The 12,287-nt window shown below is 65.2% G+C and carries 9 protein-coding genes and 2 tRNA genes; 4 read left to right on the top strand and 7 right to left on the bottom strand.

Annotated features, from left to right (window positions below; all coding sequences use genetic code 11):
• Positions 1-273 precede the first annotated feature (273 nt).
• The 5 genes from clpX to C3E77_RS08605 all read right to left on the bottom strand — a co-directional run bounded on the left by clpX (position 274) and on the right by C3E77_RS08605 (position 4,725).
• The gene (gene clpX, locus C3E77_RS08585; RefSeq protein WP_108391259.1) at positions 274-1,551 is read right to left on the bottom strand and encodes an ATP-dependent Clp protease ATP-binding subunit ClpX; all 1,278 of its coding nucleotides are present in this window, start codon (positions 1,549-1,551) and stop codon (positions 274-276) included.
• A gap of 163 nt (positions 1,552-1,714) precedes the next feature.
• A complete protein-coding gene (locus tag C3E77_RS08590; RefSeq protein WP_108391260.1) occupies positions 1,715-2,398 on the bottom strand; it encodes an ATP-dependent Clp protease proteolytic subunit in 684 nt (227 codons plus the stop codon).
• Between the two features lie 24 nt (positions 2,399-2,422).
• Positions 2,423-3,010, bottom strand: coding sequence for an ATP-dependent Clp protease proteolytic subunit (locus C3E77_RS08595; RefSeq protein ID WP_108391261.1), 588 nt, complete (start codon positions 3,008-3,010; stop codon positions 2,423-2,425).
• 181 nt (positions 3,011-3,191) lie between these two features.
• Complete coding sequence (tig, locus tag C3E77_RS08600; RefSeq protein ID WP_158270247.1) at positions 3,192-4,595, bottom strand: trigger factor; 1,404 nt, start codon at positions 4,593-4,595, stop codon at positions 3,192-3,194.
• A gap of 56 nt (positions 4,596-4,651) precedes the next feature.
• Positions 4,652-4,725 (bottom strand) — tRNA-Pro (locus C3E77_RS08605).
• Between the two features lie 207 nt (positions 4,726-4,932).
• Between C3E77_RS08605 and C3E77_RS08610 the strand changes: the two genes are divergently transcribed.
• Positions 4,933-5,006: transfer RNA gene (locus C3E77_RS08610), tRNA-Gly, on the top strand.
• Between the two features lie 35 nt (positions 5,007-5,041).
• Complete coding sequence (locus C3E77_RS08615) at positions 5,042-5,233, top strand: hypothetical protein (RefSeq protein WP_108391263.1); 192 nt, start codon at positions 5,042-5,044, stop codon at positions 5,231-5,233.
• Positions 5,234-5,240: 7 nt separating this feature from the next.
• Here the strand turns inward: C3E77_RS08615 and C3E77_RS08620 are convergent, their stop codons facing one another.
• Positions 5,241-5,786, bottom strand: coding sequence for a gamma carbonic anhydrase family protein (locus C3E77_RS08620; RefSeq protein WP_108391264.1), 546 nt, complete (start codon positions 5,784-5,786; stop codon positions 5,241-5,243).
• Between the two features lie 100 nt (positions 5,787-5,886).
• On the opposite strand from C3E77_RS08620, the gene C3E77_RS08625 reads away from it, so the two are divergent.
• Positions 5,887-9,921, top strand: a complete 4,035-nt coding sequence (locus C3E77_RS08625) for an SCO7613 C-terminal domain-containing membrane protein (RefSeq protein WP_162924958.1) — start codon at positions 5,887-5,889, stop codon at positions 9,919-9,921.
• A gap of 33 nt (positions 9,922-9,954) precedes the next feature.
• Here the strand turns inward: C3E77_RS08625 and C3E77_RS08630 are convergent, their stop codons facing one another.
• Positions 9,955-11,562, bottom strand: coding sequence for a multicopper oxidase family protein (locus C3E77_RS08630; protein ID WP_108391266.1), 1,608 nt, complete (start codon positions 11,560-11,562; stop codon positions 9,955-9,957).
• Positions 11,563-11,741: 179 nt separating this feature from the next.
• On the opposite strand from C3E77_RS08630, the gene C3E77_RS08635 reads away from it, so the two are divergent.
• Positions 11,742-12,230, top strand: coding sequence for a Dps family protein (locus C3E77_RS08635; protein ID WP_108391267.1), 489 nt, complete (start codon positions 11,742-11,744; stop codon positions 12,228-12,230).
• Positions 12,231-12,287: the final 57 nt, after the last annotated feature.

Genomic DNA, 12,287 nt, shown 5'->3' on the forward strand with positions numbered 1-12,287 from the left:
AGCCTATGACCGGTTCACGAGCACTCTCGTCCACATGACGGCCCAAGGGTTGGTTCAGGCACGACGTGGCCGCTGCCTGTCCGGCGCGCACTCGGGCGAGCCCGCCCACCGGGCACGCCGGCCGGGCTCGCCGGTTCGCCAAAACAGGCTCACCCAGCGCGGTCTGGGCGGGGTCAGCGAGCCAGTTTTGGCAAACGGATGCTGCGCGACCGCGAGGTCACCGGGCTGAGTTCGCCAGCCCGGGGTCGCCGTTCACGGGAACGACGGCGCGGGTCAGGCCGATTTCTCCTGGCGACGCTGCTTGTGGGGCACAATCGTCGGCGCCGCGTTCTCGAGAACGGATTCGCGAGTGATGATCACCCGCGCCACCTCCTCGGTCGACGGAACCTCGAACATGACGGGGCCGAGGACCTCTTCGAGAATCGCTCGGAGTCCTCGGGCACCGGTCTTGCGAAGCACCGCGAGGTCAGCGATCGCCTCGAGGGCGCTTCGCTCGAACTCAAGCTCGACGCCATCTATCTCGAACATCCGCTGGTACTGGCGAACCAGGGCGTTCTTGGGCACGGTGAGGATCTGCATCAGTGCGTCCTGGTCGAGCGGCGTGACGGTCGTGACGACCGGCAGACGGCCGATGAACTCGGGGATGAGACCGAACTTGTGCAGGTCTTCGGGCAGAACCTCGCTGAACAGGTTCATGTCGTCGCCCTTGGAGTGCAGCGGGGCGCCGAAACCGATGCCCTTCTTCCCGGCTCGCGACGAGATGATCTCCTCGAGTCCGGCGAATGCTCCAGCGACGATGAACAGCACGTTAGTGGTGTCGATCTGGATGAACTCCTGGTGCGGGTGCTTGCGACCACCCTGCGGCGGAACCGAAGCGACCGTGCCCTCGAGAATCTTGAGCAGGGCCTGCTGAACGCCCTCGCCCGATACGTCGCGGGTGATCGACGGGTTTTCGGCCTTGCGGGCGATCTTGTCGACCTCGTCGATGTAGATGATGCCGGTCTCGGCTCGCTTGACGTCGTAGTCGGCGGCCTGGATGAGCTTGAGGAGGATGTTCTCGACATCTTCACCGACGTAGCCGGCCTCGGTCAGCGCGGTTGCATCAGCGACGGCGAACGGCACGTTGAGCCGCTTCGCCAGAGTCTGCGCGAGGTAGGTCTTGCCGCAGCCGGTCGGGCCGATAAGCAGGATGTTGCTTTTCGCGATCTCGATGTCGTCGTTGATCGAGTCGGCGCTGGTGAGCGTGGACCGTGCCCGTGTGCGCTTGTAGTGGTTGTACACCGCGACAGACAGCGCCTTCTTGGCCGGCTCCTGCCCGATGACGTACTCCTCGAGGAAGTTGAAGATCTCGCGGGGCTTCGGGAGTTCGAACTCCGTCGCCGCGACCTCGCCTGCCTCTGCGAGACGCTCTTCGATGATCTCGTTGCAGAGCTCGACGCACTCGTCGCAGATGTAGACGCCTGGCCCAGCAATGAGCTGCTGTACCTGCTTCTGGCTCTTGCCACAGAAGGAGCACTTGAGCAGGTCGGCGCTCTCACCGATTCGTGCCATCAGCTTTTCTCCTCTTCTGGCTATCCGGTACTCGAGCCTAACCCGAACATATGACATCGGAGTGTATCCGGCGCGCGGTGGGTCACAATCGTGACCACCCGCAGACCGAAAAAGGTGGGATCCAATGGTGTTCCATGGATCCCACCTTCGTGGTTGATCGGTGTTACGCGCCCTTGACGAGAGCCGGCAGGCTCTTGCGGCTCGTGAGCACCTGGTCGATGAGACCGTACTCGAGCGCCTCGGCGGCCGAGAGGATCTTGTCGCGATCGATGTCCTTGTTGACCTGCTCGACCGAGCGGTTCGAGAGCTGCGACAGCGTCTCCTCGAGCCAGACACGCATACGGAGGATCTCCGCTGCCTGGATCTCGATGTCGGATGCCTGCCCCTGGCCCGCCTGGCCGACAGCCGGCTGGTGGATGAGGATCCGGGCGTTCGGCAGCGCGAGTCGCTTACCCGGCGTGCCGGCAGCGGTGAGCACCGCGGCAGCTGACGCGGCCTGGCCGAGAACAACAGTCTGCACGTGCGGACGGATGTACTGCATGGTGTCGTAGATCGCCGTCATCGCGGTGAACGAGCCACCGGGTGAGTTGATGTACATGACGATGTCGCGGTCAGGGTCCATGCTCTCGAGCACGAGCAGCTGCGCCATGACGTCATCCGCCGATGCGTCGTCGATCTGCACGCCGAGGAAGATGATGCGGTCCTCGAAGAGCTTCGCGTACGGGTCCTGGCGCTTGTAGCCGTATGCCGTGCGCTCCTCGAAGCTGGGGAGGATGTAGCGCGAGTTCGGCATCGCTGCCGCCTGCTGCGGAAGGTTGCCCGCTGCGCGGAATGTAGGGGTGTCCATAGTTTTTCCTTTGTCTCTCTGCGCTTAGCTCGCCTCGGTGCCGCCGCCGCCGGCGACGTCCGTTGCTGATTCGCGGATGTGATCGACGAAACCGTACTCGAGGGCTTCCTGTGCCGTGAACCAGCGGTCACGGTCACCGTCGGCGTTGATCTGCTCGACGGTCTTCCCGGTCTGCGCTGCGGTGATCTCAGCGAGGCGCTTCTTCATGTCGAGGATGAGCTGAGCCTGCGTCTGGATGTCGCTCGCGGTTCCACCGAAGCCACCGTGCGGCTGGTGCAGGAGCACCCGGGCGTTCGGCGTGATGTAGCGCTTGCCCTTGGTTCCGGCCGTCAGAAGAAGCTGTCCCATCGAGGCCGCCATGCCGATACCGACCGTGACGATGTCGTTGGGGACGAACTGCATGGTGTCGTAGATCGCCATGCCCGCGGTGATGGAACCACCGGGTGAGTTGATGTAGAGGTAAATGTCACGCTTGGAGTCTTCAGCCGCGAGCAGCAACAGCTTCGCAGCGATCTCATTGGCGTTCTCATCGCGTACTTCTGCGCCGAGCCAGATGATGCGATCCTTCAGCAGTCGGTCAAAAACACTGTTCGGCAGTGCCAGTTCGGCCATGTCGCGCTCCATTTCAGTTGTTGCGTGTAATCGAATCTATCGGAGGTGCAAAGCCACTTCTGCCCTGTTCGCCGTGGGCAGATATCCCGAGGGCCATGAGCGTGCGTACAGCGCACCCACGACAAAACGACGGATGCCCCGGAAAAAATTCCGGGGCATCCGTCGTTATCGCACGGCGATACTACTTCTTGGCCTTCTTCGCCTTCTTAGCCGGAGCCTCTTCGGTCTCAGCGTCGGCAGCGTCAGCTTCGACAGCGTCGGCCTCAACAGCGTCGGCCGCGTCGGTCTCGTCAGCGGGAGCGTCGTCTTCGTCGGTCGGGATGAACCCGGTGAGGTCAACGGGCTTTCCGGCGGTGTCGACGACCTTGGTCTTGCCGAGGACAACCGCGAGGGCCTTGTTGCGGGCAACCTCTCCGACCATGGCCGGGATCTGGTTGTTCTCGTCGAGAACCTTGATGAACTCGCCCGGCTCCATGCCGTACTGAGCGGCACCCTGGATCAGGTACTGGGTGAGCTCGTCCTGGCTGACCTGGACCTTCTCGGCCTCAGCGATGGTGTCGAGAAGCATCTGCTGCTTGAAGGTTGCCTCGCTCGAGGTCTTGACCTCTGCGCGGTGCTCGTCGTCTTCGAGTCGGCCTTCGCCCTCGAGGTGACGGTGAACCTCGTCTTCGACGAGCTTCTCCGGAACGGGGATCTCAACCATTTCGACGAGCTTCTCGAGCAGCTTGGTGCGAGCCTCGGTGCCCTGGCCGAACGCCTTCTGGCGAGCCGCCTGCTCCTTGAGGCTCTCGGTCAGCTCGGCGATGGTGTCGAACTCGCTGGCGATCTGCGCGAAGTCGTCGTCGGCTGCAGGAAGCTCGCGCTCCTTGACGGCTCCGACGGTGACGGTGATCTCAGCGGTCTCGCCCTCGTGGTCTCCACCGAGCAGCGGTGCGCTGAACGTGGTGACCTCGCCGGCGGTGAGTGACTCGAGGACCTCGTCGATGCCCTCGATGAGGTCACCGGAACCGACCTCGTATGAGATACCTGAAGCGGTGTCGACCTCTTCGCCGTTGATCGTTGCAACGAGGTCGATCTGCACGAAGTCGCCGGTTGCCGCTGGGCGGTCAACGGTGACGAGCGTGCCGAACCGGGTGCGGAGCTTGTTGAGTTCTTCTTCAACGTCTGCGTCGGTAACCTCGGCTGCGTCGACCTCGATGGTGATGTCGTCGTATGCCGGGAGAGTGATCTCGGGACGAACGTCAACCTCGATGGCGAGCTTCAGGTCTCCGGAGAAGTCCTTGTCGCTGGGCCACTCGACGATGTCAGCCTCCGGGCGACCCAGAGTGCGGATGCCGTGCTCTTCGATGGCGGCGCGGTAGAAACCGTCGAGGCCCTCGTTGACGGCGTGCTCGAGCACAGCGCCCTTGCCCATGCGCTGGTCGATGATTGCCGGGGGAACCTTGCCCTTGCGGAATCCGGGGATGTTGACCTGTTCGGCGATGTGGCCGTAGGCGTGGGTGATGCTCGGCTTCAGGTCTTCGGGTGTCACCGAGATGGCAACCTTGACGCGAGTGGGGCTGAGCTGTTCGACCGTGGATTTCACGTTGGTGTGTTCTCCTGTGTTGTGGATTTTTCCTCGATCTGAGGAGTTTCGGATTGTCGGGGCGACAGGATTCGAACCTGCGACCTCCCGGTCCCAAACCGGGCGCTCTACCAAGCTGAGCTACGCCCCGGTATTACTACCGGTGATGGACAAGCCAATCGATAACAAAACTCGGTTGGAAGGCCTCGGACAGTCTAATGCACGGACGGCGGGCAATCCTGTCCACCGTGCATGTGCACACACCACCCCCAAACGTGTACTACGATATTCGAGTGCCGGTTCGCCGGCATGGTTCTCCAACTGAATACCGTAATTCCGGCATAAATCCGCCGGATTCGGGGCTGTAGCTTAGTGGTAAAGCCTCTGTCTTCCAAACAGATGATGCGAGTTCGATTCTCGTCAGCCCCTCCAATGATCCGTTCCGCCCGCACGACGAAGGCGAAGCCATGAAGATGCTCCGGCCTTACGCGCTGTGGACAGCCGCCGGCGTCGTGCTCTTCGTGATTGCCGGTCTCGCACTCGCCACGGGCCGCTTCGGCTCCGGAGTCCTTCTCATGGCCGCGTCGGCGCTCTGCCTCGGTACCGGAATGGCCTCACAGAAGCGCTGGACGAAGAAAAACCGCCAACGCCAGCGCTAAGTGACACTCACGCTCCCGCGTCGAGTGATTCCGCGTGGTGTTTCGAGTGCCCGAGATAGATCTCCGCATTCTTTCGGATGCCATCGATCTCGTCATCGGTCAGCTCGCGTCGAACCTTTCCCGGCACCCCTGCGACGAGCGAACGCGGTGGAATAACCGCCCCCGACAGCACGACCGCTCCCCCGGCGATCAGGCACTCGTCGCCGATCACCGCTCCGCTGAGGACGACGGCGCCCATGCCAACGAGCACCGTGTCTCCAATCGTGCAGCCGTGCACGACGGCATTGTGACCGACCGATACCCCTTTGCCGATGACAACAGGCGATGCTGAATCCACGTGCACGGCGACCCCGTCCTGGATGTTGCTCCCATCGCCGATCTCGATCGACGCCGAGTCCCCGCGGAGAACCGCGTTGTACCAGACGCTCGATGCCGGCCCGAGCGTGACGTTACCGACGATGCGCGCACCGGGCGCAATGAAGGCTGTGTCGTCGATCGTCGGCCCCTCGATCCCGGTGAGCCGGAGGACTGTTGCGCTGCTGTCACTCGTCATGGGGTCACACTATCGCTCCGGATTTTCTCCACATGGGCAGTTCTGTCCACGGATCGCAAATGTACCCACCCATCTCGACAGCCTCTGCCACAATCGGGCCATGTCTTCGACTCAGGGCCATGTGCCCCAGCCGCACCCTCCGACTGAGCCCACTGTTCCCGGTGGAGGACTGAACGGTCGAACACCGGTATGGCCGCAGCGCGCGGAATACCTGACAGACAGCTCTCGGTGCCCGTCATGCTTCACCGCTCTCTCGGCATCCACACCGGTGCCGGCAGGTTCCGCCGGTCCTGTGTGCCACGTGTGCGGTCTCGACCTCTCAGGCCCCGAGGCCGCCGGCGTGCTCGAAGCGGGCACCGCTGTTCGGACCGCTGAGTCGAGACGGCAGAATCTTCTCGATCGCATGCGCGCCTCGCAGGCTGAGCGCGAGGCGCTTCGGCTCGCGGCTAGCGCGCCTGTACCGCAGGTGGTCCAGCAGCAGCCGGTAAACGTCGGGCAGTACCCGGGCGCGCTGTACCAGAGTGCGCAGTCCCCCGCCGCCTCTGTTCCCCTCGCACACTCGACAGAACCAGCATCCCTGAGCGCGCTGCACGCACAACTGCCGCCGCAAGCTCTCCCGCCGACGTCGGGGGGTGCAACCGCTGATGGCCGCCCGCGCCGTTCGGGCATCCAGATACTGATGCTGACGGTTGGCGTCATCCTGGTCTCGATCATGGCGATCTTCTTCGTCCTTCTCGCCTACCTCGTCGCGAGCCTCGAAGTCCGGTCGATCCTGACCGGAGCGGCAAGCATCGCCGTCTTCGGCATTGCCTGGCTGCTGCACCGGCGGAGGCTCTCGGGCACCGCGCAGGGAATCGCCGTGCTCGCCATCGTGCTCCTCCTGCTCGACATCTGGATCGTTCGCGCCAATGACCTGTTCGGCTCGGCAACGCTCGACGGCTGGTTGTACACGGGCATCGCAACGGGCCTGCTGGCTGTGGCACTCACCGCGGGATTCCGGATGCTGCCGCTGCGGTCGCTGAGTATCTCCGCGGCGCTGCTCGGGCCGGTCGCCGTCTTCGCGCTCACCATCGGCATTCTCACCACGGTCGACGCCAGCGAGCAGATCTGGGCGGCGTTTGCGGCCGTGGGTGCTGCCGCCCTCGCATGGCGCTGGATTCCGCTCGGCGCGCTCGAGTGCAGCCTGGTGCGAGCGCTCGGGTTCATCGCGGCCGGGCTGGCGATCCTTCCGGGTTCGTTCGGGTTCCCCGATCTGGACGGTGGCGCGGTTATCGCGCTCGCTGTGATCGCGGTGATTTGGTTCGGCCACCTCGCACTGTCCGAGTTCCAGGTCGTCGGGCCGACAGGCCCAGGCGGCACCAACCCGGCTGGCGTCGCCCCTGGCGTTCTCGACCCCAGCGTCGCCCCCGACATGGGGGCACCGCCCATCGAGGAACCGGCCGACAACGCAGCCGCGCAACCGGCGTCGCAGCCGCGTCCCGATGTGACCTCGGCGCTCCGGAGCACACCGTGGCAGGTCTTCGCCGCCCTCGGGCTCGGCTTGAGCATCGCGGCAATCGGTCCCGCTCTCCTGTTGGAGGCGAACAGCCCCAGCGACCTGTTCTGGATTCCCGTGACCGCGACAGCGATGGGTGCTGTCGTTCTCGCCATCGTCGCGCGGCTCGGTCGCGCGTCAGACGGCGCATCGCTCCTGAGGCTCGCGACGGCCGTGCCCCTCGCCGCGACAGCGCTGCTGGCCGCTCCGGCCGCGATGAGTGCGCTCCTCCACCTCCTCTCGATCCTTACCCTCCGACCGTTCAGCCTCGGTGTGCTCGAACCATTCGCGCGTTCGGGGCCCGGCTCCGAGTGGACCGCACCTGTCGCGCTCATCGCTGTCTCGCTGCTCACAGCATCCGCACTCGCGCTGCTTGGCCACCTTCGGAGCAGCGGCTGGGCGTCCCTGGCTCTCGGCGCCATCGGCCTCATCGGCGCGTGTCTCGTCCTGGGCACACCGGCACTGAGCGGCTCTGGTCTCCTCCTCGTCGCCGTTGCAGCGCTTGCCGCGACCGCATCAGGACGTATCGCCTGGCCCTACCGGCTCGTCGCCGCGATCACCTCAGCTCTCGGCACCTTCGGGGTGTTCGTCGTCGGCCTCACGAGCACCGTTACCTTCCCCTTCGCGGTGATCGCGACGCTGGCGGTTCTCGTTGTCCTCCACCGGGTCGTGCACCACACGGCCCCTCACACCGTGGCCAGCGCAACAACGCCGGTCGTCGTCGCCAGCGGACTCGGGGTTCTGCTCGGCAGCGTCCTGCTCGCTCCCTCCTGGTACCAGACGGTCACGGAAGCCACGAGTGCGCCGGCCGCTCCCGCCCTGGCCCTGGTCGTCTGCGCCGCCGTAATCGTCCTGACCGTCCTCTTTGCGCCAGGGCTTCTCACCCGCGCGGAGTCCGCCGTCGCCGTGTCCATCGGCGGCCTCGCGACCTTCGCGGGCCTCCTCTGGCTGGCCGCCCGCATCTCCGCCGACGCCACTCCGTTCCTCATCGCCTCGGGGATTGCGGCGGGTGTCACCATCCTCTGGCAGTTCCCCCGTCGCGTCGCTGCGTGGCCTGAACGGTACGTGGCTGCTGCGGCAGCACCGGTCACCGCCCTCGGGTTCGTTGCTGTCCTCTGGGACCAGATCGACGACGCAGTGACTCCGGTGGCCGTCTCCTCGGCAATCGTCGTCCTCGCCGCTCTGGCTCTCGCGGTCTTCCGGCCGACGCACAATTCGGCGGCAGCGACTCTTGCAGGAATCCTGAACGACCCGGCGAGGATCGCACGGGCCTGTTGGGACGTCCCCGTCGTTCTCGTGGCCGCGTTCCTCGTCCCGCGCGCGGTCGGCAGCGAGAGACTCGGCTGGCTCGCGCTCCTTCTGCTCGCGGTCGCCGCAGTGATCATCGCGAGTGGCGACGGCGGAGTCTTCGCTGGTCGTTCGCTCCGCCGCCACGTGGCGTGGGCAGGTCTCCCGCTCGCAGTGGGTTCGTTGTGGCTTGGCCTCGCGAGAAACGACGTCGATGTCGTCGAGTTCTACACCCTGCCGGTCTCCGGTCTCCTGTTCGCGATCCTGGCCCTCATCGTGATCCGTCGCGAGCCTGTCACCGACAGAGTCAGTTCACCCCGGACCGTCCTCTTCGGTGCGGCGCTCGCGGTTGCGCTGCTCCCGAGCGCCGCAGCCTCGGGCACCGATGAGCCCGTTCGCATGGCCATCACGCTTGGCGCCGCCATCCTGTTGCTTCTGGCTGGCCCGTTCCTGCCGCCCGTCTGGGCCGCGACCCGCGTTGCTGTCGTGGTGTGGTTCACCGGCGTGGTCACGATGCTGCTCCTCACCCTCGTCCTCCCGGTCGTCGACTCGACGCGCACCCCGGGCGGATGGGAGAACGAGGTCGCCGCGGCTGGCCTTGCGGTCGGCGGTGCGCTCTGGCTGTACCGCCGCCGGGTTCCCCACATCCTCGGCACACTCGCCGTCGCCGCGGCCCCCGTTGTCCTCGCACTCCCACTCGCGGAGTCGATCCTGGCCGGAGAGGCAGAGTTCTGGCGGTTCCTGCTCACGCTGCTGCTCGCCAGCGCCCTCTTCGTCGCCGCGTCGCTGGGAGCCGCACGGTCGGAGATCATTCGCTGGACGGCACTCGGAGCCGCGGTGATCGTCGCAGCATCGGCGATGACCGTCGGCCTCGCCGACCCGTTCGAAACGGCGACGGTGCCGATCGCGGTCGCCCTGATTGCGGTTGGCGCCGTGCGTCTGAGCGCCGACCCGGCGGCCCGCTCATGGCCGCACCTCGGTGCTGGCCTGATCCTTCTCCTGGTTCCGTCGCTCTTCGCCGATTTCGCGAGCAACGAGCTGTGGCGCGTTGTCGCTCTCGGCGTCGCGGCACTCGTCGTGTTCGGAATCGGGCTGGCTCTCAAGCTCAGTGCACCGACACTGATCGGGGCCGCTGTGCTCGTCGTCCACGGTCTCGCACAGCTCTGGCCGTGGATTTCGGGACTCTACGGGGCCATCCCCTGGTGGCTGTGGGCGGGCATCGGTGGCGTCATCCTCATTGTCCTCGCGGCAACATACGAGAAACGGATTCGTGATCTTCAGGCCGTTGCACGGAGCATCCGGTCACTGCGTTAGTTCGCGGCGTCGGATCCGTCTGCGTCTGCAACATCAGTGATCATGGCCGGTTCCTTCAGTCTGCCGTGGGCCATACCCGTCCGGGTGTTGATCGTGCTTCGGTGAGGTCGGTGCTCCGGGGAGATCGCGCTGTTCGCCCGGCTCGACGACGAGAAACTGGCCCATCATCCCGTTGTCCTCGTGCCACAGCAGATGGCAGTGGTACATGTAGGGAACGTCCGAATCGGCGTAGTCCTCGAAGCGCAACAGAAGCCGGTACTCGACCTGTGGTGCGAGATAGATCGTGTCTTTCCAGCCGGCGAGTTCGGGCCCTGGTTCCTTCCCGTCGACGGATGCCACCTGGAACTGAACGTCGTGCACGTGGAAGTTGTGCGGCATCGTCATGCCGTTGGTAACCACCCACTCCTCGGTGGAGCCGACCGTGACCACCTCATCGATGCGGTCCATGTCCATGCTCTGACCGTTGATGGTGAACCCGTCGAGTCTGAATGTCCGCGTGGTTACAGCATCCGACGCCTGGATCCGGTCAACGGGGACCAGCGCGTCCGGAACCGCCGCGGAGGGACGCAGCGTGGCCGCGGCGCGCAACTCGAGCACGTCGAACCGGTCAGCACCACCGTTCTGGCCAGCGAGGACCGGCAGCATGCCGAGGTCGGGTTCTGTCGACCGTAGCGCCACACGCTCGCCTGGCACGATATCGACCACGATTTCCGCCCGTTCCCCCGGCGACAACCGCACGGCTGAGGTGCGATTCGGTTCGGCGAGGAGTCCTCCGTCCGAACCGATCTGCGCGAAGTCCCTCCTGTCATCGAACCCGAAGTTGTATGTCCGCGCTGTCGAGGCGTTGAGGAGGCGGAGCCGCACGGATGTCGTCTCGACGTCGAGGTATGGACCTGGCGTTCCGTTGACGATCAGATCCCGGCCGAGGGCTCCAACGAACCCGCGATCTTCGTTTCGGATCTCTCCGTCGTCATCGATGGGAGTGTCCTGCACAATGACGGGAACGTCGTCGACTCCGTACGTGCGCGGGAGCGCAAGCGCCGCCTCGGCGTCGTCCCGAAGGTAAAAGAGCCCGGCAAGTCCCGCCGTGACCTGGTTGTCGGTCTCACCGTGCGGATGCGGGTGGTACCAGAGTGTCGCGGCTGGCTGGTCAATGACCCACTCGGGCGACCAGGTCGCATCGGGCTCGATCGGCTGGTGTGGTCCTCCGTCCATGGCCGGGGGCAGGTGCATGCCGTGCCAGTGCACCGTGGTGCGATCGTCCAGGCGATTCGTTACATCCACCCGCACTTTCTCGCCGCGGGCAGCAACGAGGGTCGGACCGAGATGGTTGCCGTTGTACCCGCGGGTGGTGGTCGTCGTTCCCGGTCGGAAACTCGTCGACCCTTCCTGCGGTTCGAGCTCGAAAACGCGCGTGCCGTCGGACTCGAGGCGCGACGGGGCGAGCGGAGGAACCGCGAGTGCATTCGCGAACGACACCGAACCGATGGTGTTCACTTTCGCAGCGGCGAACACCCCCGCCGACCCGAAGACGGCAAGGGCTGCGCACCCGGCGATGAGCAGGACGGGGATGGCGATGATGAGGCTGAGAAGTGCTCCGCGGCGTGGTCGCGCCGGAGAAGCGGAAGAACGGGAGGTCATGCATCAAGCCTCGTGAGAGCGAGCTCTCACAACATCCGGCATCGTCCCGATTCCGACCGGGGTAAACCCCCTCTGATCCCTGAGTTAGACGAGCCTTGGCTTGCTTGCGGAATGCCTGAGCCTGAGTACCGTTGCATCCAGAGCGCACCACTTTCAGCGCACAAGCAAAGGGGAACACCATGGCAGAAACCACCGCAACCGTCTCACAGACCTCCGTCAGCCCCGACGTCGCCGCAGGCGTCGCACAGTTCCTGACCCCGGTCGTTATCGACCTCACCGCCCTCGTCGTCAACGGCAAGCAGGCGCACTGGCACGTTCGCGGAGCGAACTTCATCGGGGTCCACGAGCTCCTCGACACCATCGTCGCGCACGCCCAGGACTGGGCAGACAGCGCAGCAGAGCGCATCGTCGCATTGGGCCTTCCTGTGGACGCACGCCTGTCCACCGTCGCCGCCAAGACCACCACCGGCGAGCTGACCGCTGGTTTCCAGCAGTCGGAGACCACCATCGCCGAATTCGTGGCGCAGATCGACGCAACGCTCACCACGGTGAAGACCGCGGTTGACGAGCTCGACGCCATCGACCTCACCAGCCAGGACATCGCCGTCGAGGTTTCCCGCGGCCTTGAAAAGGACCGCTGGTTCCTCGTCGCCCACGTCGCCAGGTAGCGCCGGTTCCCCGCTCTCTTCGAAAGAGGGTCGCCTTCGGGCGGCCCTCTTTTGTGT

Source organism: Mycetocola zhujimingii (assembly GCF_003065425.1).
Classification (GTDB): domain Bacteria; phylum Actinomycetota; class Actinomycetes; order Actinomycetales; family Microbacteriaceae; genus Mycetocola_A; species Mycetocola_A zhujimingii.